At 42.5% G+C, this 23,712-nt stretch carries 15 protein-coding genes, 2 tRNA genes and 4 rRNA genes; 10 read left to right on the plus strand and 11 right to left on the minus strand.

What is annotated here, in order from left to right:
* Nucleotides 1-40 precede the first annotated feature (40 nt).
* The 3 genes from AC0L7Q_RS14330 to rph form a co-directional block, all read right to left on the minus strand.
* Nucleotides 41-1,576 (minus strand): 16S ribosomal RNA (locus AC0L7Q_RS14330).
* Between the two features lie 874 nt (nucleotides 1,577-2,450).
* Nucleotides 2,451-3,095, minus strand: a complete 645-nt coding sequence (gene pyrE, locus AC0L7Q_RS14335; RefSeq protein WP_054202965.1) for an orotate phosphoribosyltransferase — start codon at nucleotides 3,093-3,095, stop codon at nucleotides 2,451-2,453.
* Between the two features lie 14 nt (nucleotides 3,096-3,109).
* Nucleotides 3,110-3,823: a ribonuclease PH gene (gene rph / locus AC0L7Q_RS14340; protein ID WP_008111261.1), complete on the minus strand. Its 714-nt coding sequence runs from the start codon at nucleotides 3,821-3,823 to the stop codon at nucleotides 3,110-3,112.
* Nucleotides 3,824-4,003: 180 nt separating this feature from the next.
* On the opposite strand from rph, the gene AC0L7Q_RS14345 reads away from it, so the two are divergent.
* The 6 genes from AC0L7Q_RS14345 to AC0L7Q_RS14370 all read left to right on the plus strand — a co-directional run bounded on the left by AC0L7Q_RS14345 (nucleotide 4,004) and on the right by AC0L7Q_RS14370 (nucleotide 10,391).
* A complete protein-coding gene (locus AC0L7Q_RS14345) occupies nucleotides 4,004-4,864 on the plus strand; it encodes a YicC/YloC family endoribonuclease (RefSeq protein WP_008464069.1) in 861 nt (286 codons plus the stop codon).
* Between the two features lie 115 nt (nucleotides 4,865-4,979).
* Nucleotides 4,980-5,600, plus strand: a complete 621-nt coding sequence (gene gmk / locus AC0L7Q_RS14350; protein ID WP_054202954.1) for a guanylate kinase — start codon at nucleotides 4,980-4,982, stop codon at nucleotides 5,598-5,600.
* A gap of 125 nt (nucleotides 5,601-5,725) precedes the next feature.
* Nucleotides 5,726-6,001 (plus strand): DNA-directed RNA polymerase subunit omega, encoded by a 276-nt coding sequence (rpoZ, locus tag AC0L7Q_RS14355; RefSeq protein WP_008108220.1) that lies wholly within the window; start codon nucleotides 5,726-5,728, stop codon nucleotides 5,999-6,001.
* A gap of 127 nt (nucleotides 6,002-6,128) precedes the next feature.
* Complete coding sequence (gene spoT / locus AC0L7Q_RS14360; RefSeq protein WP_010392967.1) at nucleotides 6,129-8,234, plus strand: bifunctional GTP diphosphokinase/guanosine-3',5'-bis pyrophosphate 3'-pyrophosphohydrolase; 2,106 nt, start codon at nucleotides 6,129-6,131, stop codon at nucleotides 8,232-8,234.
* Nucleotides 8,235-8,246: 12 nt separating this feature from the next.
* Complete coding sequence (locus AC0L7Q_RS14365; RefSeq protein WP_010392969.1) at nucleotides 8,247-8,639, plus strand: RidA family protein; 393 nt, start codon at nucleotides 8,247-8,249, stop codon at nucleotides 8,637-8,639.
* Between the two features lie 147 nt (nucleotides 8,640-8,786).
* Entirely contained in the window at nucleotides 8,787-10,391 is a 1,605-nt protein-coding gene (locus AC0L7Q_RS14370; protein ID WP_409424059.1) for a DUF342 domain-containing protein, read from the plus strand.
* 34 nt (nucleotides 10,392-10,425) lie between these two features.
* On the opposite strand, the gene asnA is transcribed toward AC0L7Q_RS14370, so the two are convergent.
* Entirely contained in the window at nucleotides 10,426-11,421 is a 996-nt protein-coding gene (gene asnA, locus AC0L7Q_RS14375; protein ID WP_413400888.1) for an aspartate--ammonia ligase, read from the minus strand.
* A 185-nt stretch (nucleotides 11,422-11,606) separates the two neighbouring features.
* On the opposite strand from asnA, the gene asnC reads away from it, so the two are divergent.
* Genes asnC through recG form a run of 3 tightly spaced genes read left to right on the plus strand, consistent with a single transcriptional unit; the run spans nucleotide 11,607 to nucleotide 14,932 of the window.
* Nucleotides 11,607-12,065 (plus strand): transcriptional regulator AsnC, encoded by a 459-nt coding sequence (asnC, locus tag AC0L7Q_RS14380; protein WP_008108204.1) that lies wholly within the window; start codon nucleotides 11,607-11,609, stop codon nucleotides 12,063-12,065.
* A gap of 41 nt (nucleotides 12,066-12,106) precedes the next feature.
* Nucleotides 12,107-12,793, plus strand: coding sequence for a tRNA (guanosine(18)-2'-O)-methyltransferase TrmH (gene trmH / locus AC0L7Q_RS14385; protein WP_054202951.1), 687 nt, complete (start codon nucleotides 12,107-12,109; stop codon nucleotides 12,791-12,793).
* Nucleotides 12,794-12,850: 57 nt separating this feature from the next.
* Complete coding sequence (recG, locus tag AC0L7Q_RS14390) at nucleotides 12,851-14,932, plus strand: ATP-dependent DNA helicase RecG (RefSeq protein ID WP_413400889.1); 2,082 nt, start codon at nucleotides 12,851-12,853, stop codon at nucleotides 14,930-14,932.
* Nucleotides 14,933-15,318: 386 nt separating this feature from the next.
* On the opposite strand, the gene rrf is transcribed toward recG, so the two are convergent.
* From rrf to AC0L7Q_RS14415, 5 genes are all read right to left on the minus strand, one after another.
* Nucleotides 15,319-15,433, minus strand: a 5S ribosomal RNA gene (gene rrf / locus AC0L7Q_RS14395).
* Between the two features lie 137 nt (nucleotides 15,434-15,570).
* A 23S ribosomal RNA gene (locus tag AC0L7Q_RS14400) occupies nucleotides 15,571-18,455 on the minus strand.
* 298 nt (nucleotides 18,456-18,753) lie between these two features.
* Nucleotides 18,754-18,829, minus strand: a tRNA-Ala gene (locus AC0L7Q_RS14405).
* A gap of 111 nt (nucleotides 18,830-18,940) precedes the next feature.
* Nucleotides 18,941-19,017, minus strand: a tRNA-Ile gene (locus AC0L7Q_RS14410).
* A gap of 76 nt (nucleotides 19,018-19,093) precedes the next feature.
* A 16S ribosomal RNA gene (locus AC0L7Q_RS14415) occupies nucleotides 19,094-20,629 on the minus strand.
* The 16S, 23S and 5S rRNA genes sit together here with 2 tRNA genes alongside, the layout of an rRNA operon.
* A gap of 622 nt (nucleotides 20,630-21,251) precedes the next feature.
* On the opposite strand from AC0L7Q_RS14415, the gene AC0L7Q_RS14420 reads away from it, so the two are divergent.
* A complete protein-coding gene (locus AC0L7Q_RS14420) occupies nucleotides 21,252-21,731 on the plus strand; it encodes an RNA recognition motif domain-containing protein (protein WP_413400890.1) in 480 nt (159 codons plus the stop codon).
* Here the strand turns inward: AC0L7Q_RS14420 and murI are convergent.
* Nucleotides 21,694-22,482: a glutamate racemase gene (gene murI / locus AC0L7Q_RS14425; protein WP_413400891.1), complete on the minus strand. Its 789-nt coding sequence runs from the start codon at nucleotides 22,480-22,482 to the stop codon at nucleotides 21,694-21,696. The two genes, AC0L7Q_RS14420 and murI, sit on opposite strands and share 38 nt — an antisense overlap.
* 66 nt (nucleotides 22,483-22,548) lie before the next feature.
* Nucleotides 22,549-23,673 (minus strand): DUF5610 domain-containing protein, encoded by a 1,125-nt coding sequence (locus AC0L7Q_RS14430; protein WP_413400892.1) that lies wholly within the window; start codon nucleotides 23,671-23,673, stop codon nucleotides 22,549-22,551.
* Nucleotides 23,674-23,712 lie beyond the last annotated feature (39 nt).

Genomic DNA, 23,712 nt, shown 5'->3' on the forward strand with positions numbered 1-23,712 from the left:
ATCTGTGTGGACACTACGAACAAATAAGTTCTAAATCGTATAAGGAGGTGATCCAGCCCCAGGTTCCCCTAGGGCTACCTTGTTACGACTTCACCCCAGTCATGAATCACTCCGTGGTAAACGTCCTCCCGAGGGTTAGACTATCTACTTCTGGAGCAACCCACTCCCATGGTGTGACGGGCGGTGTGTACAAGGCCCGGGAACGTATTCACCGCGTCATTCTGATACGCGATTACTAGCGATTCCGACTTCATGGAGTCGAGTTGCAGACTCCAATCCGGACTACGACGCACTTTAAGTGATTCGCTTACTCTCGCGAGTTCGCAGCACTCTGTATGCGCCATTGTAGCACGTGTGTAGCCCTACACGTAAGGGCCATGATGACTTGACGTCGTCCCCACCTTCCTCCGGTTTATCACCGGCAGTCTCCTTAGAGTTCTCAGCATTACCTGCTAGCAACTAAGGATAGGGGTTGCGCTCGTTGCGGGACTTAACCCAACATCTCACAACACGAGCTGACGACAGCCATGCAGCACCTGTATCAGAGTTCCCGAAGGCACCAAACCATCTCTGGTAAGTTCTCTGTATGTCAAGTGTAGGTAAGGTTCTTCGCGTTGCATCGAATTAAACCACATGCTCCACCGCTTGTGCGGGCCCCCGTCAATTCATTTGAGTTTTAACCTTGCGGCCGTACTCCCCAGGCGGTCTACTTAATGCGTTAGCTTTGAAAAACAGAACCGAGGCTCCGAGCTTCTAGTAGACATCGTTTACGGCGTGGACTACCAGGGTATCTAATCCTGTTTGCTCCCCACGCTTTCGTACATGAGCGTCAGTGTTGACCCAGGTGGCTGCCTTCGCCATCGGTATTCCTTCAGATCTCTACGCATTTCACCGCTACACCTGAAATTCTACCACCCTCTATCACACTCTAGTTTGCCAGTTCGAAATGCAGTTCCCAGGTTGAGCCCGGGGCTTTCACATCTCGCTTAACAAACCGCCTGCGTACGCTTTACGCCCAGTAATTCCGATTAACGCTCGCACCCTCCGTATTACCGCGGCTGCTGGCACGGAGTTAGCCGGTGCTTCTTCTGTCAGTAACGTCACAGCTAGCAGGTATTAACTACTAACCTTTCCTCCTGACTGAAAGTGCTTTACAACCCGAAGGCCTTCTTCACACACGCGGCATGGCTGCATCAGGCTTGCGCCCATTGTGCAATATTCCCCACTGCTGCCTCCCGTAGGAGTCTGGGCCGTGTCTCAGTCCCAGTGTGGCTGATCATCCTCTCAAACCAGCTAGGGATCGTCGCCTTGGTGAGCCATTACCTCACCAACTAGCTAATCCCACTTGGGCCAATCTAAAGGCGAGAGCCGAAGCCCCCTTTGGTCCGTAGACATTATGCGGTATTAGCAGTCGTTTCCAACTGTTGTCCCCCACCTCAAGGCATGTTCCCAAGCATTACTCACCCGTCCGCCGCTCGTCAGCAAAGTAGCAAGCTACTCTCTGTTACCGCTCGACTTGCATGTGTTAGGCCTGCCGCCAGCGTTCAATCTGAGCCATGATCAAACTCTTCAATTAAAAAGTTTTTTGTCTTTCGACAGCTCAATGAATTCTGAATTTATTTAATATCTTTCGATATTGAATTGACTGTGCTGCAATTCCTACCGAAGTAGTTATTGCTGTTGGTCACTCAGTTTAAATTGAGACTCTAAATTTGTTTGCCTCACTACCTAAGTAGCTTGGCTGTTAGAACTCAATCTGTACGAGTGCCCACACAGATGATTGCTTTATATTGTTAAAGAACGTTGCGATTAAAGCGTTAAACTTTATCTCGCTAGGGCTGCGCATATTACGCTTTCCTATTTTTTTGTCAACACTTAATTTTGTTAAACTTGAAATTTTTCGAAACTAAGTTTTACTCGACTCACTGAGTAGCTCGTGCCTCGCTATGCGTTGGCGTTCCCCGTCTCAGTGGGGTCGCATTATAGGGAGATCCGAAAACAGATCAACCCTTTTTTGAAGAAAACTTGAAATAAATGACTGTTCGTTGGATATTTGAACGATAGGTGCTAAAAACACAACATAACTATCAATTTATTAACAATAAACACGTAACTTAAGCTTTTAACCGTTATATCTACTTGAATAAGCTCTATTAAAACACTCGCAACTAAGATGATCATAATGATCACTAGCAATAATCTACCCGAATCGATCCTATATATGACAAAGCTCGCAAAATAATACGCTGCAGCTAGCATACTGTTAATGTTACTACAGAGAATTGAAGTCGATAAGAGCTATACCACAGTATTAATAAAATCACGGCTATTAATAGTGCCTACCTGAAGGTGGCTTTTATGTATATGTATTAGCAAAGCCTTAATATAAGTAGGAGTTACTATTGCTCTATTTTAGGCAAAATAAAGCCCCGCATTTGCGAGGCTACTATTTATGCTACACCGTATTGATCCCGGTAAGCTTTTACCGCGGCTAAATGCTCATCCATAGTTCCTTGGAGCTCTAGGTAACTAATTAAATCAGCCAATTTAACGATTGAAGTAACTTGAGTATTAAAGTCACGTTCTACTTCTTGTATAGCAGAAAGCTCTGCTTTACCTTTTTCTTGACGATCAAGTGCAATTAAAACACCACTTAAATCTGCGCCATTATCCGCAATAATTTCCATTGACTCGCGAATAGCTGTACCGGCGGTGATCACATCATCAACTAACATGATCTTACCTTTAAGCTCAGATCCAACTAAGCTACCACCTTCACCGTGTGCTTTTTTCTCTTTACGGTTAAAACAATAAGGTACATCTTTATTATAATGATCAGCTAACGCAACTGCGGTTGTTGTTGCAATTGGAATACCTTTATAAGCAGGACCAAATAGTACATCATATTCAATTGCTGCATCTTCAAGTGCCGCTGCATAAAAGCGACCTAAGCGCGCTAAGTCACGACCTGTATTAAACAAACCCGCATTAAAGAAGTAAGGGCTAGTACGGCCAGACTTTAAAGTAAACTCGCCAAACTTTAATACCTGCTTTTCTAAAGCAAACTCAATAAACTCTTTTTGATATTCTTTCATTGCCAGTTACCTATTTATGCTAGTGCTTGCTTTTGTACATCAATAATTTCACGAATTGAATGCTTAGCGAGTGTAAGTAGCTCATCAAGTTCGTCAAACGAGAAAGGTTCACCCTCAGCGGTTCCTTGTACCTCAATAATTTTACCGGTTTCAGTTAAAATTACATTCATGTCAGTTTCAGCGTCAGAATCTTCTAGGTATTCTAAATCGCTAATCGCTTGGCCTTTATATATACCAACAGAAATAGCAGCGATCATATGTTTAAGTGGGTTTGAGTTAATCATCCCTTTTGCACGCATATACGTTAGTGCATCAACTAGCGCAACGCATGCACCGCTGATAGACGCTGTACGTGTACCACCATCAGCTTGGATTACATCACAATCAATAGTAATTGTGTTTTCACCGAGTGCTTTTAGATCGATTGCTGCACGTAAAGAGCGAGCAATCAGACGCTGAATTTCCATTGTACGACCGCCCTGCTTACCTCGCGTTGCTTCACGACTATTACGTGTGTGTGTTGCGCGCGGTAACATGCCATATTCTGCGTTTACCCAACCTTTACCTTGGCCTTTCATAAAGCGTGGTACGCCAGCCTCAACTGTCGCAGTACAAAGTACCTTAGTGTTGCCAAACTCTACCAATACTGAACCTTCAGCATGCAGAGTGTAGTTACGTGTAAACGTAACCGGTCTAATTTGATTAGGTGTTCTTTCGCTTGGACGCATTGACGATCCCCTTAATTCTGAATTTGCCACATTATATGTTGATGTGAATACAGATGCCATGTTGATTTATATTAAAGTGTGTTTAAAAAACACTCAGCAGTGTTAAATTTTCTTTAGAGCTTGGGCAGTGTTACGGTATAATAATCGTAATATTGTATTTAAAAATGTAGGAAAACATCCATGATCCACAGTATGACAGCTTATGCGCGTCGCGAAATAAAAGGCGAATGGGGCACTGGCACGTGGGAAGTTCGCTCAGTGAACCAACGTTATCTTGAAACCTTTATTCGTGCACCAGAGCAATTTCGTGGCATGGAGCCCGTTATACGCGAGCGTCTGCGTAAGCACTTACAGCGTGGTAAGGTCGAAGTTTTCTTAAAATTTGTAGCAAACCCTGCACATGTTGGTGAATTATCAATTAATCAATCTCTTGCTGAGCAGCTAATTAATAGTGCTAAGTGGGTACAACAACAAAGCAATGGTGATATTAATCCTGTTGACATTTTGCGTTGGCCTGGCGTGATGGAAGCGCAAGAAATTGATATGGATAGTGTAAATACAGCGCTCATTACTGGGCTTGACCAAGTAATTGAAGACTTTAAATCGGCACGTGGTGATGAAGGTGCAAACCTTGAAGAAATGATAACTACACGATTAACCGCCATTTTAGAGCAAGTTGATATTGTTGAAGCCCACATGCCAGAAATTACTAAATGGCAACGTGAAAAGTTAATACAAAAACTTGAAGATTTAACAACAAATATTGATGAGTCACGTCTTGAGCAAGAACTGATTTACCTTGCACAAAAGCAAGATGTAGCAGAAGAACTTGATCGTTTAAAATCGCACGTTAAAGAAACACGTAAAATTTTGAGTAAAGGTGGTGCTTGTGGTCGTCGTTTAGATTTTATGATGCAAGAGTTTAACCGTGAAGCAAATACCCTAGCTTCTAAATCAATCAACAGCGACATCACCAATGCTGCAGTTGAACTAAAAGTATTGATAGAGCAAATGCGTGAGCAGATCCAAAATATCGAGTAACTTTTTTGGCTTTACCACTCACTTGAGTAAGCTTAGCGAAATACAGTACAATGTAGTCATTAAAGGCTTGAGTTATTTATAACTCAAGCCTGTTTATTTTTAGATAGAGAAAATCATGGCACACTCTCGCGGAAACTTATTCATTCTATCGGCACCTTCTGGGGCAGGTAAATCTAGCTTAATAAATGCACTACTTAAAAAGCATGCTGATATGAAAGTATCGGTATCGCACACCACTCGCGCACCGCGCCCTGGTGAAAATAATGCAGAACATTATCACTTTGTATCAGTTGATGAGTTTAAAGCGCTGATTGCCAAAGATGATTTTTTTGAATGGGCACAAGTATTTGATAACTATTATGGTACTTCTAAGCAAGCGATTGAAGAGCAACTCGCCGCAGGCATTGATGTATTTTTAGATATTGACTGGCAAGGCGCTCGCCAAGTTCGAGAAATAATGGACGACGTAAAAACTATCTTTATTTTACCGCCATCAAAACAAGAGCTAGAACAACGTTTAAATAATCGCGGCCAAGACTCTGCTGAAATTATTGCAGGTCGAATGGCGCAAGCTCAATCAGAAACCTCTCATTACAACGAATACGACTATGTTGTAGTGAATGATGATTTTGATACTGCTCTACGCGATTTAGAAACCATAGTAATTGCACAGCGATTAACGCTAAAAGCACAAACAACACGTCATCAAACTTTAATTAATGAGCTGCTCAAGTAATCTAAATTACGATTAATTGTCGGATCATGCCTTAAAATAGATAAAAATTAACCACTGGCTATTGGCGAAACTTGCTGCGTGCAGTAAACTACGCCTTTGCTTTTAAATTATTTTGGAGTGCTAAGATGGCTCGCGTAACAGTTGAAGATGCAGTAGATGCAATTGGTAATCGTTTTGACTTAATTTTAGTTGCGGCCCGTCGTGCCCGCCAAATTGCTGTTGGTGGTAAAGATCCACTAGTAGATCCTGAGAACGATAAGCCAACAGTTGTTGCTTTACGTGAAATCGAACTTGGTTTAGTTGATAATTCTTCAATGGATGTTATTGACCGTGAAGAACAACAACATCAAGAAGCGGCAGAACTAGCTGCTGTTGCTGCCATTGTTGGTGGCAACCAATAATCAACCGCCCGGTCTGATTTAGCTAACGGCATAGTTTTTCAACTATAGCCGTTGGCAATCCTTAGTTTTCATCGTATATTCGTAACTTATCCTAACTTATTTGCTTCACGAGAACATTGGAGTGTGAATGTATCTTTTTGAAGGTCTTAAAAAGAAAATCTCAAAATACTTGCCAGCAGACGATGTTGAGCTAGTTCAAAAAGCCTACGTGGTAGCCCGAGAGGCTCATGAGGGTCAAACTCGTTCAAGTGGCGAGCCTTACATTACTCATCCCGTTGAAGTCACTCAAATATTAGCAAGCATGCATCTTGACCATGAAACGCTCATGGCAGCACTCATGCATGATGTGATTGAAGATACCGATTTTAGCCAACAAGATTTAGCTGAAATATTTGGTGAAACGGTGGCAGAACTCGTAGAGGGTGTGAGCAAGCTTGATAAATTGAGCTTCAAAGATAAAAAAGAGTTCCAAGCTGAAAACTATCGAAAAATGATTATGGCAATGACCCAAGATATTCGGGTTATTTTAATCAAGCTAGCTGATAGAACACACAACATGCGCACATTAGGCGCACTTCGTCCTGATAAACGCCGCCGTATTGCTCGTGAAACCCTTGAGATTTATGCACCAATTGCTAATCGCTTAGGTATTCATGATATAAAAAATGAGCTAGAAGATTTAGGTTTTCAAGCACTGTACCCTATGCGTCATCGTGCACTTAAATCGGAAGTGGCTAAAGCGCGTGGTAATCGCAAAGAAGTTATTTCAAATATTCAAACTGAAATTGAAGCTCGCCTTGAAGAATCTGGCATAAAAGCGACCGTATCAGGCCGTGAAAAGCATCTATACAGTATTTATAAAAAAATGCTCAACAAAGAGCTGCTGTTTAACGAAGTCATGGATATTTACGCATTTCGTATTGCAGTAGACTCTATGGATACCTGTTATCGCGTACTTGGTGTAGCTCATAACTTATATAAGCCAATTGAAACCCGCTTTAAAGACTATATTGCTGTACCAAAAACTAATGGTTACCAATCATTACATACTTCTTTAGTTGGCCCGCATGGTATTCCAGTAGAAATTCAAATCCGTACTTTGGATATGGATCATATGGCTGATAAAGGGGTTGCGGCTCACTGGATGTATAAAAAATCAGGTGACAATGCGGGCCACACTGCACAACAGCGCGCACGCCAGTGGATGCAAAGCTTATTGGAATTACAACAAAGCGCAGGTTCCTCGTTTGAATTTGTAGAGAATGTAAAAACAGAGCTATTCCCAGAAGAAATTTATGTCTTTACCCCAGATGGTCGGATTATTGAACTTCCTATGGGTGCAACAGCGGTCGATTTTGCTTATGCCGTTCATACTGATGTAGGTAATACCTGTGTCGGTGCGCGTGTTAACCGTAAGCCTTACCCTTTAAGTAAAGCCATTGATACAGGGCAAACAATAGAAATTATTACCAGTTCAGGCGCTCACCCTAACGCAACATGGCTTAACTTTATTGTTACTGGCAAAGCGCGATTAGGCGTACGCAACTACCTTAAGAGTCAACAGCATGAGGAGGCATTATTACTCGGCCGTCGCTTACTTGACTCAGCGCTGGGTGAAAACAAATTTGATAATCTCCCAGCTGAAAATATTACACGAGTGCTCGAAGAGCATGAGCTTTCCTCTACTTTAGAATTATTAGTCGAAATTGGTTCAGGTAATTTAATGAGCATGTTAATTGCTAAGCGCTTATTACAAAATGACAATGATGATTTAAACGACATTGCTAAGCGTGCCAAAGCAACCATTATTGGTACCGAAGGCATGTTGGTTAATTATTCTAAGTGTTGTCGTCCAGTGCCTGGAGACGCTATTACTGCCCATGTTAGCCAAGGTAAAGGTTTAACAGTTCACCGCCAAGAGTGTAAGAACATTCGTGGCTGGGAAAATGATCGTTCAAAATACCTAGTCGTAAAATGGGATGATAATCCAGAAAAAGAATACATTGCGGCTTTAAGAGTAGAAATCATTAACCACCAAGGTGCGTTGGCTAAATTAACTAATGTGGTCGCCACTACACAGGCCAATATCGTAGAAATAGCTACCGATGAAAAAGAAAGTAATTTATACGTGATAGACTTAGGGATCACAGTTAAAAACCGTATTCATGTCGCCAATATTATGCGCCGTATACGTGTTATGCCCGATGTACAAAAAGTCTATCGTAAAAAATAAAATAGGAACATCATGAATAAAGCATTTATATCAACGGATAAAGCTCCTGCAGCAATTGGCACATATAGCCAAGCAGTAAAAGTGGGTACAGCTGTATATTTATCAGGGCAAATTCCACTTGTCCCAGAAACAATGGACGTTATTTCTGAAGACTTTAGCGAGCAAACACACCAAGTATTTAAAAATATTAGCGCAGTATGTGAAGAAGCAGGCGGTTCTATTCAAGACTTAGTAAAAGTGAATATTTATCTTACTGATCTTTCAAACTTTGCTATTGTGAACGAAGTCATGAGCCAATATTTTAAACAACCTTATCCTGCGCGTGCTGCTATTGGCGTTCGTGCACTTCCTAAAGGCGTTCAAGTAGAAATTGACGGCATTATGGAACTACCTTCAACAAACTAATTTCTACAAGCTATGAGCGGCGCTCATAGCTTTTATTCCATCCTGTAACTACACTTTGATGTTTTCTTGACTCAAAACTAAATTTCTAGCACTCTGTAATCACGTTATTTTATTAAACCTTACTTTTGTAGTAGAAAAGGATAACTTGTGTTTAAGCTTGCTCATAATGGCAATGTATTACTCGATACGAGTAAATCTGCACCCACCAGTGCTGCTTTTATCATTGATGCAATTGAACAATCGCCTTACAGCGAGTGTGAAATCGATCATGACGCCATAAATAACTATTTCAACAGTGAAACACCTGAACGAATCTTAGTTGTTGCAACACGCCACGATGCAACCTTAAGCGTTGAGATCAGTGATGATAAAATGCTAGCCACCGGCACGCTGACTCTCGCCAAAGGTGGCGCAACACTCAGTTTTGATGAAGCTAAAAAAGAATTAGTGAAAGCGCATGTTGCTAGAGGTTATAAACAAGCATTTTTAGAGCAGCTTTTACAAAAGCAATTTGAGCTTCCACCTGGCTCTGTAGTTAGCGGGCCACTTGCTAAAGGACGTTTACCTACTGACGGCCAAGATAGTAAATTTAAAGCCATGGTTAAAACCTTAAAAGACCGCCTTAAAGCACCCAAATTAAAAGAAGATGGTAGTGTTGATATGCGTGATTTTGGTAAATTGGCAAGTGTTAAACCGGGTGAATTACTAATCCAGCAGCAACCTGCGACTCCTGGTCAAGAAGGGTTTACCGTGATAGGTGATGTTTTACCAGCCAAACCAGGGCAAGTTCATGCCCTAATTGCAGGTGAGGGTACTGAAATATCAAAAAATAACCCGATGGAATTACTCTCAACTATTGCCGGCGTGCCTGTTGAAATAAATAACGGAATGCGTGTTGACGATATTTTCACTGTTAACGATGTGTCTGTAAAAACAGGCCATATCGACTTTGAAGGTAGTGTAATAGTTAGTAAAAATGTAGAGCCAGGAATGAGGATAAATACAACAGGCGACATTACCGTTTTTGGTACAGTAGAATCTGGAGAGTTAACCGCCGGTGGCGATATAGTTGTAAAACAAGGGGTGATTGGCCATCAAAAGCCTGAAGATAAATCACTGTCTTGCAGAATAATTTGTGCAGGTGATGTGCATGCCTCACACTCTCAATATTGCTACATTGAAGCTAACAGCATATTGCTTGACCGCCAAGCCAGCCACAGCTCAATGAAAGCAAAAAATATAATTCAAATTGGTCAATCAGAACTACCTAAAGGAAAGTTATTTGGAGGTGAAATTTTAGATGCCACCAAACTAATTGCCGGAGAAATTGGTAACGAATCAGGGGCTAAAATGGCAATTAATTTAGCCGCTTCAGCTACTCAAATGACCAAAGATATTGATAAATATTTTAGTGAATTAACAGCTGCAAATGAACAGGTTGATAGCTTACAAGCTGCATTAGAAAAAGCAGATTTAATTAAAGATGCTGATAAAAAAAGCGAGCTCATGAATAAAATTGGATCAACTCAGATACATCATAGTCAACAAGCTGAACAACTAGAAAAGCAGATAGCGAGTTTAGAGCAAAAACTAAATACCATGCTCGATGAAGCCATTTTAACCGTAAATACCGTTTTACATTCTGGAGTGGAAATCCATATATTCAACAAGTTACTTAAAACAACTCGTAACTTTCCACCAAGTAATGTTAAGTTAGAAAACAATAAAATAGAAATTGAATTTAAAACTTAATTATAAGGAGCTGTTAGTAACAGCCCCTTATTCTTTATAGTAAGCCGTCTACACTGTCATAGGTTTGTGCTGGCCACACACCTACCTGCACTTGCCCTATGTGTTGTTTTTGTAATAACAGCATAGCCAAGCGAGACTGACCAATACCACCACCAATTGTTTGAGGAAATTTACTTTCTAACAATGCTTTATGCCAATCAAACTCTAAACGGTCTTCGTCACCGGTAATTCCCAATTGAGCTTGCAAAACTTCAGGACTCACTCGAATTCCCATAGATGATATTTCGAAAGCATCTTCAAGAATTGGATTCCATACTAAAATATCGCCATTTAATCCCATATACTGATCACATGTTGGTGTTGACCAATCGTCGTAATCTGGCGCTCTCACATCATGAATTTTACCATCACTTAATGCTCCGCCAATACCAATTAAAAACACAGCACCATATTCTTGAGCAATCGCTTTCTCACGTTGCTTAGCGCTAAAATCAGGGTACATTTTACGTAGTTCTTCACTGTGTACAAAAGTAATTTGAGTTGGTAAAAATGCGCTTAAGCCAAAGCTGTCACTAACATATTGCTCAGTGGCTTTAATACCTTGGTAAATTGTTTCAACCGTTTGTTTAAGGGTAGATAAAGAACGCTGCGTACTTTCACAAATAACTTGCTCCCAATCCCATTGATCAACATAAACAGAATGGATTGGGCTTAATGAATCTTCATCAGGTCGCAACGCTTTCATTTGCGTATAAATCCCCTCACCTTGTAAAAAGCCATATTCACCCAAGGTTTTACGCTTCCACTTAGCAAGAGAATGCACCACTTCGTAACGGCTATCTGCAATTGCTTTAATATTTACAGCCACGGCGTTCTCGTGCCCACTTAAGTTATCCTGTGTACCGTCGCCTACTTTAGCTAAAATAGGCGCTTGAACTTCAATTAAGCCCAGCTTTTGTTCTAATTGCTGCGAAAAGAACTGCTTAACTTTACTTATTTGCTGCTGCTGCTGCACATAATGTGAACTCATAATAATTGGCCTCATTCCCAGTTATTGTATTTACTACTTAGCGCACAATTACGCTTCAATGAGGTTATCGTAACAATTAAACCATTTAATTCAATATCCCATAATAAAAATAGCTTTACGATATTAAAACCATTAAAAAAATGGTATAAAAATAATTAATACCATAATTAAAGACGGTTAAATCTATGGAAAATTATCAAATCGATAATCTTGATAAACAGATTCTGCATGCATTAATGGATAATGCGCGTACACCTTATGCTGAATTAGCAAAACGCTTTAGTGTAAGCGCAGGAACAATTCATGTGCGAATCGAAAAAATGAAACATGCAGGGATCATCACAGGTACTCAACTAACCATTAATACAAAGCAATTAGGTTACGATGTGTGTTGTTTTATTGGTATTAATTTGAACAACGCGCGCGATTATCCGCAAACACTTATAAAATTAGAATCATTAGAGGAAGTGGTCGAAGCATATTACACCACTGGTAATTACAGTATTTTTATTAAAGTAATGACTCGCTCTATCGATCATTTACAAGATGTATTAATCAATAAAATACAGGCAATAGAAGCCATTCAATCAACCGAAACCCTGATCTCATTACAAAACCCGATTAGTCGAACAGTGGTGCCTTAAGGTGAAAAATCTCGTATAATTTGCCGAAAAAGAGGACTCCCATGCAGCAAACTCGTTACCAAAGAATTGAAAGTGTACTTTCACGTCGTCAAACCGACCTTACCGTGTGCTTAGAAGACGTACACAAACACCATAACTTATCAGCTATTGTTAGAACGGCCGATGCCGTTGGTTGCCATCATGTGCATGCCGTGTGGCCAGAAAAACAAAAGTGGTTAACCAATAATACCTCAGGTGGCAGTAAAAACTGGTTAGACACACATCTTCACAGAAATATAGATGATGCCGTTGCGAGTATGCGTACTCATAATCCTGATGTACAAATTTTAGCGACGCATTTAAGTGAAGATGCTGTCGACTTTAGAGAAATTGATTACACCAAACCGACTGCAATTATTGTCGGCCAAGAAAAAACGGGGATTTCTCCACAAGCCTTAGAGTATGCAGATCAAAACATTATTATTCCAATGCAAGGCATGGTGCAATCGTTAAACGTATCCGTTGCAGCAGCCCTAATTTTATTTGAGGCGCAGCGTCAACGTGATCTAGCTGGTTTATACAATAGAAATATGCTGAGTGAAGAAATTAAGCACCCAATGTACTTTGAAGGCTGCCACCCAATTATTGCAAGGCAATGCAAACAAAAAAACCTACCTTACCCAGCGCTTGATGAAAACGGCGAAATTGTTGCTGATGAACAGTTTTGGCAGGCGTTAAAACATACTTGATGCATATACAGTGTATCAGTACACTTAACTTATTAACTAATAATAATTGAGCCTACATTGTCTAAACCTAGCTTAAGCCAATACCCAATCACAGAACTTAAAGGCGTTGGTCCTAAAATGGCTGAACGGCTTTTAAAGCTAGGTATTAGTACAGTACAGGACATGCTATTTCATTTGCCGCTTAGGTATGAAGACAGAACCCGTATTTATACAATTAGTGAGTTGACCCCTCATAGCCACGTAACTGTTCAAGCAACCATTGAAACCAGTCAAATAACCTTTGGAAAGCGGCGCATGCTGGTTTGCCAAATAAATGATGGTACAGGTAGGTTAACACTACGATTTTTTAATTTTACCGCAGCACAAAAAAATGCATTTAGCACAGGCAAAATAATTCGTTGCTTTGGCGAAATACGTCGCGTACGTATTGGCTTTGAAATGAGTCATCCTGAATACAGTATTAGCGACACTTTTGAACAACAACCAACATCATCAACACTTACGCCAGTCTATTCAACAACCGAGGGGTTAAAGCAACTCTCTATTAGGGCTTTGAGTGAACAGGCAATAGAATTACTTCAAAAATATGCAGTAGAAGAGCTACTTCCCCAACAATGGCAACCATCACAACTTGGGTTAAGCGATGCGTTATTATTACTACACCGCCCCCCTAATGACGTTGATATCATTGCGCTTGAACAAGGGACTCACCCAGCACAGCAGCGACTCGTATTTGAAGAATTACTGGCTCAAAATCTCAGTTTATTAAAAGTAAGAGAACAGGGGCAGCAAGTTAAAGCCGTTGCACTTGAGCCTACCAATTCATTAGAGGGACAGTTTTTGGCGCAATTACCCTTTGCGCCAACCAACGCACAAAGTCGTGTGGTATCAGAAATTAAAGCGGATTTACAAAATGCGTACCCTATGATGCGATTAGTTCAAGGCGATGTTGGCTCGGGTAAAACATTAGTTGCGGCCCTGAGCGCTTTAACCGCAATAGCACGAGGCTATCAAGTTGCATTAATGGCGCCAACTGAGATATTGTCAGAGCAACACGGAATCAACTTTTCTAGCTGGTTTGAAAGCCTTGGAATAACGGTTGCTTGGTTAGGTGGTAAAACAAAAGGTAAAGAGCGCGTAAGTACACTTGCAATGATCGCCTCTGGTGAAGCGCAAATGATTATTGGCACTCATGCGTTATTTCAAGATGAAGTAAAATTTAATAATCTTGTACTTATCATTATTGATGAACAACACCGCTTTGGAGTTCATCAACGTTTATCACTGCGTGAAAAAGGCCGCTTTGCTGAGTGTTACCCACATCAACTAGTAATGACAGCAACGCCAATACCGCGTACGCTCGCAATGACCGCCTATGCAGACTTAGAAACCTCGGTGATTGACGAATTACCGCCTGGGCGAACTCCTATCACTACAGTTGCTATTCCAGATACTCGTCGAGATGACATTATTAGTCGCGTAAAACTTGCCTGTAACGAGCAAGGCCGGCAAGTTTACTGGGTATGTACACTGATAGACGAGTCTGAAGTACTACAATGCCAAGCAGCTGAAGACAGTGCATTACAATTAAAAGAAGCATTACCTGAGCTTAATATTGGCTTAGTCCACGGGCGAATGAAAGCCACTGAAAAGCAAGCCATTATGAGCGACTTTAAAGCGGGTAACATTCATGTACTTGTGGCAACTACCGTGATCGAAGTTGGGGTTGATGTGCCTAATGCGAGTTTAATTATTATCGAAAACCCTGAGCGCCTAGGTTTAGCACAGCTTCACCAACTACGTGGCCGCGTAGGCCGTGGAGCTACGGCATCTCACTGCGTGCTTTTATATCATGCACCGCTTTCACATACCGCACAGAAACGATTGGGAGTACTGCGCGATAGTAACGACGGATTTGTTATCGCAGAGCGTGACTTAGAAATACGCGGCCCAGGTGAAGTTCTTGGCACCAAACAAACCGGCTTAGCAGAATTTAAAATTGCAGACTTAACAAGAGATAAACAAACCTTAAATCAAGTTAGACCCATAGCGCAACAGATGTTGAAGCAATATCCTCAGTATGTAGATCCACTCATTCAACGTTGGTTAGGCAATAAATCAAATTACGCACAAGCTTGATTGTACATTCACATAAAGCGACATCTTAATTTTCCCAACTAGTTATTTCCTTATACCGTAACTTCATGCCCATAAACTTACACCTATGTTTTCACTCTCCTACAGACGTAAAAAAGCCCAACTCTTTCGAATCGGGCTTTCTTGTATTTGGAGTCGAGCGACAATGCCCAGAATGTCGTAGTGTCCACAGCGATGGAAAGCCACATAACAAATGCTACACTCTCATCCTCTGTCGTGTTCTTTTATCCGTGGGTTTCGAGATATTCAACCCACGCTACGATGGTCAGGTTAACGCTGTGCAACTGATAGCTGACGGCTGATATTTTCACTTTCCTGCAGACGTAAAAAAGCCCGACTCTTTCGAATCGGGCTTTCTCTTATTTGGAGCCTGGTAATGACCTACTTTCACATAACAAATGCTACACTATCATCGGCGCTGTTTCGTTTCACTACTGAGTTCGGCATGGGGTCAGGTGGGTCCAAAACGCTATTGTCACCAAGCAAATTTGGTGTCAGTCCGTATCACTACGTACTAACTAAAATTTGGAATTTCTGATAATAAAAGTTTTCAGGTATCTACTTTAGTCTATTAACTTCTTCGCTTGTTTCACTATCACATAAAACGCGTTTGGCGTTGTATGGTTAAGCCTCACGGGTAATTAGTACAAGTTAGCTTAATGGCTCACACCACTTCCACATCTTGCCTATCAACGTTGTAGTCTTCAACGGCCCTTCAGAGACTTTAAAAGTCTAGTGAGAACTCATCTCGAGGCCTGCTTCGCGCTTAGATGCTTTCAGCGCTTATCAGTTCCGAACGTAGCTACCGGGCAATGCCATTGGCATGACAACCCGAACACCAGCGGTTCGTTCACTCCGGTCCTCTCGTACTAGGAGCAACCCCTCTCAATTCTCAAACGCCCACGGCAGATAGGGACCGAACTGTCTCACGACGTTCTAAACCCAGCTCGCGTACCACTTTAAATGGCGAACAGCCATACCCTTGGGACCGACTTCAGCCCCAGGATGTGATGAGCCGACATCGAGGTGCCAAACACCGCCGTCGATATGAACTCTTGGGCGGTATCAGCCTGTTATCCCCGGAGTACCTTTTATCCGTTGAGCGATGGCCCTTCCATTCAGAACCACCGGATCACTATGACCTACTTTCGTACCTGCTCGACGTGTCTGTCTCGCAGTTAAGCTGGCTTCTACCATTACACTAACCGTACGATGTCCGACCGTACTTAGCCAACCTTCGTGCTCCTCCGTTACTCTTTGGGAGGAGACCGCCCCAGTCAAACTACCCACCAGGCACTGTCCGTAACCCCGATTCAGGGGCCAACGTTAGAACATCAAAACTACAAGGGTGGTATTTCAAGGACGACTCCACAAAAACTAGCGTCTCTGCTTCAAAGTCTCCCACCTATCCTACACATGTAGGTTCAATGTTCAGTGCCAAGCTGTAGTAAAGGTTCACGGGGTCTTTCCGTCTAGCCGCGGGTACACAGCATCTTCACTGCGATTTCAATTTCACTGAGTCTCGGGTGGAGACAGCGTGGCCATGGTTACACCATTCGTGCAGGTCGGAACTTACCCGACAAGGAATTTCGCTACCTTAGGACCGTTATAGTTACGGCCGCCGTTTACCGGGGCTTCGATCAAGAGCTTCTCCGAAGATAACCCCATCAATTAACCTTCCGGCACCGGGCAGGTGTCACACCGTATACGTCATCTTGCGATTTTGCACAGTGCTGTGTTTTTAATAAACAGTCCCAGCCACCTGGTCACTGCGGCTCCAATCAGCTTAGAGAGCAAGTCTCATCACCAATCGGAGCGTACCTTCTCCCGAAGTTACGGTACGATTTTGCCTAGTTCCTTCACCCGAGTTCTCTCAAGCGCCTTAGTATTCTCTACCTGACCACCTGTGTCGGTTTGGGGTACGATTCGGTATAATCTGAAGCTTAGAGGCTTTTCCTGGAAGTATGGCATCAGCAACTTCATCACCGTGGTGACTCGTCTCGTGTCTCAGCCTAACAGCAACCCGGATTTACCTAAGTCGCTAGCCTACACACTTTCACATGGACTACCATCGCCATGCTTGCTTAGCCTGCTCCGTCCCCCCATCGCAATTATACCAAGTACGGAAATATTAATCCGTTTCCCATCGACTACGCCTTTCGGCCTCGCCTTAGGGGTCGACTTACCCTACCCTGATTAACATGGGATAGGAACCCTTGGTCTTCCGGCGTGCGGGTTTTTCACCCGCATTATCGTTACTCATGTCAGCATTCGCACTTCTGATACGTCCAGCATACCTCCCGGTACACCTTCAACCGCTTACAGAACGCTCCCCTACCACTCAGAATAAATTCTGAATCCGCAGCTTCGGTGCATAGTTTAGCCCCGTTACATCTTCCGCGCAGACCGACTCGACCAGTGAGCTATTACGCTTTCTTTAAAGGATGGCTGCTTCTAAGCCAACCTCCTGGCTGTCTGGGCCTTTCCACATCGTTTCCCACTTAACTATGACTTTGGGACCTTAGCTGGCGGTCTGGGTTGTTTCCCTCTTCACGACGGACGTTAGCACCCGCCGTGTGTCTCCCGGATATTACTTTACGGTATTCGGAGTTTGCAAAGGGTTGGTAAGTCGGGATGACCCCCTAGCCTTAACAGTGCTCTACCCCCGTAAGTATTCGTCCGAGGCTCTACCTAAATAGATTTCGGGGAGAACCAGCTATCTCCCGGTTTGATTAGCCTTTCACTCCTAACCACAGGTCATCCCCTAACTTTTCAACGTTAGTGGGTTCGGTCCTCCAGTTGATGTTACTCAACCTTCAACCTGCCCATGGCTAGATCACCGGGTTTCGGGTCTATACCTTGCAACTATTCGCCCAGTTAAGACTCGGTTTCCCTACGGCTACCCTAATCGGTTAACCTCGCTACAAAATATAAGTCGCTGACCCATTATACAAAAGGTACGCAGTCACCCTCGAGGGGCTCCTACTGCTTGTACGTACACGGTTTCAGGTTCTATTTCACTCCCCTCACAGGGGTTCTTTTCGCCTTTCCCTCACGGTACTGGTTCACTATCGGTCAGTTGGGAGTATTTAGCCTTAGATGATGGTCCACCTATATTCAGTCAAAGTTTCACGTGCTCCGACCTACTCGATTTCACTTAAAATGCGTTTTCATGTACGGGACTATCACCCTGTATCGTGGCACTTTCCAGAGCCTTCCATTAACACATAATAAGCTTAAGGGCTGTTCCGATTTCGCTCGCCGCTACTATCGGAATCTCGGTTGATTTCTTTTCCTACGGGTACTTAGATGTTTCAGTTCTCCGCGTTCGCCTCGTTAACCTATGTATTCAGTTAACGATACCTGCAAGCAGGTGGGTTTCCCCATTCGGAAATCCTAGTCTCAAGTGCTTTTTACTAGCTTGACTAGGCTTATCGCAAGTTAATACGTCCTTCATCGCCTCCAACTGCCAAGGCATCCACCGTGTACGCTTAGTCACTTAACCATACAACCCAAACGGGTCTTTGTTTCGTTACAGTTTAACTTCGCCAGAAGTTAATATTGAATACTAAAGTAGATACCAATTAATCCGAAGATTAAATTGGCACTGAATGATACTGCTATCATTCTTTTTTACTTTTGAAAACTCTGTACAAATAACATTGTTATTCATACGAATTTTATTATCAGCTTTTCCAAATTTTTAAAGAGCAGAGAATCAAAAACTTCTCAAAATTAAACACACTCTATTCTCAGGTGATTGTGCTACCCGATAAAAGAATATTTATTTTTAAGAAGTAAAGTGGTGGAGCTAAGCAGGATCGAACTGCTGACCTCCTGCGTGCAAGGCAGGCGCTCTCCCAGCTGAGCTATAGCCCCACATATGCTGGTCTTACTGTTTGTATACCGACTTCTTTTTAAGACAAAGCGTAAGTTGAGGCCGTTTAGTTCACTAAACAACGAAGCTTACAACGAAGTATTAAGAAGAAGTGGTGGGTCTGAGTAGATTTGAACTACCGACCTCACCCTTATCAGGGGTGCGCTCTAACCAGCTGAGCTACAGACCCAAACAATAAGTGTTGTTCTCTTTACAATTAACAATCATCTGTGTGGACACTACGAACAAATAAGTTCTAAATCGTATAAGGAGGTGATCCAGCCCCAGGTTCCCCTAGGGCTACCTTGTTACGACTTCACCCCAGTCATGAATCACTCCGTGGTAAACGTCCTCCCGAGGGTTAGACTATCTACTTCTGGAGCAACCCACTCCCATGGTGTGACGGGCGGTGTGTACAAGGCCCGGGAACGTATTCACCGCGTCATTCTGATACGCGATTACTAGCGATTCCGACTTCATGGAGTCGAGTTGCAGACTCCAATCCGGACTACGACGCACTTTAAGTGATTCGCTTACTCTCGCGAGTTCGCAGCACTCTGTATGCGCCATTGTAGCACGTGTGTAGCCCTACACGTAAGGGCCATGATGACTTGACGTCGTCCCCACCTTCCTCCGGTTTATCACCGGCAGTCTCCTTAGAGTTCTCAGCATTACCTGCTAGCAACTAAGGATAGGGGTTGCGCTCGTTGCGGGACTTAACCCAACATCTCACAACACGAGCTGACGACAGCCATGCAGCACCTGTATCAGAGTTCCCGAAGGCACCAAACCATCTCTGGTAAGTTCTCTGTATGTCAAGTGTAGGTAAGGTTCTTCGCGTTGCATCGAATTAAACCACATGCTCCACCGCTTGTGCGGGCCCCCGTCAATTCATTTGAGTTTTAACCTTGCGGCCGTACTCCCCAGGCGGTCTACTTAATGCGTTAGCTTTGAAAAACAGAACCGAGGCTCCGAGCTTCTAGTAGACATCGTTTACGGCGTGGACTACCAGGGTATCTAATCCTGTTTGCTCCCCACGCTTTCGTACATGAGCGTCAGTGTTGACCCAGGTGGCTGCCTTCGCCATCGGTATTCCTTCAGATCTCTACGCATTTCACCGCTACACCTGAAATTCTACCACCCTCTATCACACTCTAGTTTGCCAGTTCGAAATGCAGTTCCCAGGTTGAGCCCGGGGCTTTCACATCTCGCTTAACAAACCGCCTGCGTACGCTTTACGCCCAGTAATTCCGATTAACGCTCGCACCCTCCGTATTACCGCGGCTGCTGGCACGGAGTTAGCCGGTGCTTCTTCTGTCAGTAACGTCACAGCTAGCAGGTATTAACTACTAACCTTTCCTCCTGACTGAAAGTGCTTTACAACCCGAAGGCCTTCTTCACACACGCGGCATGGCTGCATCAGGCTTGCGCCCATTGTGCAATATTCCCCACTGCTGCCTCCCGTAGGAGTCTGGGCCGTGTCTCAGTCCCAGTGTGGCTGATCATCCTCTCAAACCAGCTAGGGATCGTCGCCTTGGTGAGCCATTACCTCACCAACTAGCTAATCCCACTTGGGCCAATCTAAAGGCGAGAGCCGAAGCCCCCTTTGGTCCGTAGACATTATGCGGTATTAGCAGTCGTTTCCAACTGTTGTCCCCCACCTCAAGGCATGTTCCCAAGCATTACTCACCCGTCCGCCGCTCGTCAGCAAAGGTGCAAGCACCTCTCTGTTACCGCTCGACTTGCATGTGTTAGGCCTGCCGCCAGCGTTCAATCTGAGCCATGATCAAACTCTTCAATTAAAAAGTTTTTTGTCTTTCGACAGCTCAATGAATTCTGAATTTATTTAATATCTTTCGATATTGAATTGACTGTGCTGCAATTCCTACCTAAGTAGTTATTGCTGTTGGTCACTCAGTTTCAATTGAGACTCTAAATTTGTTTGCCTCACTTAGTAAACTAAGCTTGGCTGTTAGAACTCAATCTGTACGAGTGCCCACACAGATGATTGCTTTATATTGTTAAAGAACGTTGCGACGTTGTCGCTAGGGATGCGTATAATACACCCTTTATTTTTCGAGTCAACACTTAATTTTAAACTTTCTTACGATGATTTAAACTTAAGTTTTATTTAACTCTCTGAGCAGTTCGTGCCTCGCTATGCGTTGGCGTTCCCCGTCTCAGTGGGGTCGCATTATAGGGAGATCCGAAAACAGATCAACCTTTTTTTAGATCTTTTTACTGTTTGCTCAACTTTCAAGCAAATACTATTGAAATGGTATGGAAAGAGCTTACTTTAGGTCGTTTTTTGCACTCTTATTAACTATTTACTATAAATTTCATTGCTATGTTCAATTAAGACGTTAAGATAGCAAGTTCACAATGTTAAATTAATGTTTATTTCCTGTTTATTGGTAGATCAAAATGAAATTACCCGATCAAAAATCTTTTATCTTTGCAGTTATTCTTGCTGTTGTTGGTTTTGTTATCGTTAAGTTTGCACTTGCAAGCCTAGCATTAGACCCTGCACTAGTATTTGGTGCTGGTTTATTAATTGGTGGACTTGTTATTGCTGCAATGTCATCAGTAAGTGCAGAAGAAGCCGAAGTAAAAACAAAAACACTTTATGTTGGCAATCTTCCTTATCGCGCAAATGAAGGTGTTGTACGTGCTTTGTTCGAAGAGCAAGGCAAAGTATTTAATGTTCGTTTATTGAAAGATAAGAATACTGGCAAACGTCGCGGCTTTGGCTTTGTTGAAATGGCCCAAGCTGACGCGGATAACGCAATTGCTAAGTTAAATGATAGTGAGTTCCAACAACGTACTTTAAAAGTACGTGAAGCAAAACAAAAACAAGAAGATGATTCTAACTCTTATCGCTCAGAGTCGGATCAAACAGTGTAACTTGCTTAACGGCTAGTTTATCACTACATATATCAGCCGTTGCATAATACTGCAGCGGCTTTTTTATGCCTGCTTGATTATCGCTGAAATTTAATAAAGAACTAACTCGCTTAGCAATAGCTGCTCCAGAGTCTAACAACTCTATACGCGCTTTAAAGTAATCACTTATTGGCTTAGCTAGAATAGGAAAGTGAGTACAACCTAATACCAGCACATCTATATCGTTATTAATATTTAATCGGCTTAACTCTGCATGCAGCTTTTCAATGTCTAAGCGCTGGGTAAAAAAGAATGTTTCTGCCAAGGTGACCAATTCAACACTACTATATAAGCTTGTGGTTATAGATGAGGCATGCTCTTTAATCAGTACATCTATATATGAGCTTGATACTGTAGCAGGGGTTGCCAATAATCCGATATGTTTTGATTGTGTTATTTGTGCAGCGGGCTTAACTGCGGGTACAACTCCTACAATTGGAATATCTGTTATTTTTCGTACCGCACTTAATGCAGATGTTGAGGCGGTATTGCAGGCTATAACAATTAAGTCGACATTGAGTGACTCATCTTTGATAAATTGGATTAGTCCACACAAACGATTAATAATAGTTTGCTGCGATTGCGCGCCATAGGGCAATAATGCATTATCCATGAAGTAACTGTATTGAGCGTGAGGAATGCTTTGCTGAATATGCTCAAGTACTGTGGTTCCACCAATACCTGAATCAAAGACCATGATGTGCGCTGACAAACTACCATTCCTACTCTTTACTTTGAACGGCAGTTTGCCATGAGGCTTTTATAAAAGAAAGTAGTTTTACTCAGCGTCTAGTTTTGCAGTAGCTGTGTTTAATTTATCTAAGCTTTCAAACATGGTGTTAGTGTAATCAACCAGTTTATCTATTTCTTGTTGATCTTGATTTAGCCATTGAATGATACCTGATAGCTGGCTTTCTAATCCTAGTGCTTGCGCTTTCGAGTAAGCAGATTTTAGATCATCATTAAAAGGGGCTACATTTTCGGCAATGGCTTTTTCTGATGTTGGCTTAATTTGTTCATACTCTTTAATTGCTGCCACAGTTTTGCTTTGACGTAAGTCCATTGAAAATGCCACCAGCTGTTCATTTCCTAAACTGAGTTCTTGGGCTTGTTCAAATGCTTTATCTAAATCGCCACTGAAAAAGGTTTTACTTACATCTTGTAACTCTGTCATTAAATCATTGATAGCTTGCTGCTCGTCTTCATTAAGCTCTCCATTTACTGACATAGAAAATGATAACTCGCGAGATTCAGAAAATTGCGTACTAAATGCTTGTGAGCTTTCAGTTTGCTGATAGCGACTAGATGACTGAGATTGGTAAGCATCTGCAAAACTGATACTCACTTCATCACCTTCTGCGGTAGTAAAAGTGTAATCAGCGCTGTTACTAAGGCTCACATATTGTGATTGACTAACCGTTACGCTTGCCGGCTGAGGATTAAATAAGTTCTGCTCAAATTTATCGAGGCCATTGAAGATGCCCTCTTTTGATTTATCAATACCCTCTTCAAGCTCTTGATTAAATACGCCCATACCTTTTAATTCATCTACAGCTTCATCAACACCTGTTTGCACGCCTTTACGTGCCTGGTTAAGTATATCTTGTAGCTTGTCATCATCGGCACCATTGGCTTTGGCTTTTTTTACTGAGCTGGTCACAAAGTCTAAAACATTTTTGACTACTTCATTAAAATCAAACAATGGTTTGTCTTTTTTCGCTTCAGCAACCGGCAAGCCTAATTCTTTTGCCATTTTGTCACCCAATACGGCCGCTGCCAATTCTTTTCCGCGTTGCTGATAGCTAGTTGGTGGGGAGTCTATTTTAGGCTGTGGCATTGCTTGCTTAGTATTGTATTTATTGGCATTGCTGTTTGGAACAAAACTAAAGTTACCTATTTTCATGAGAAGACTCCTATTTAGACTTACTATTTTATCGGCCAA

This window comes from Pseudoalteromonas sp. KJ63-1 (assembly GCF_055808145.1).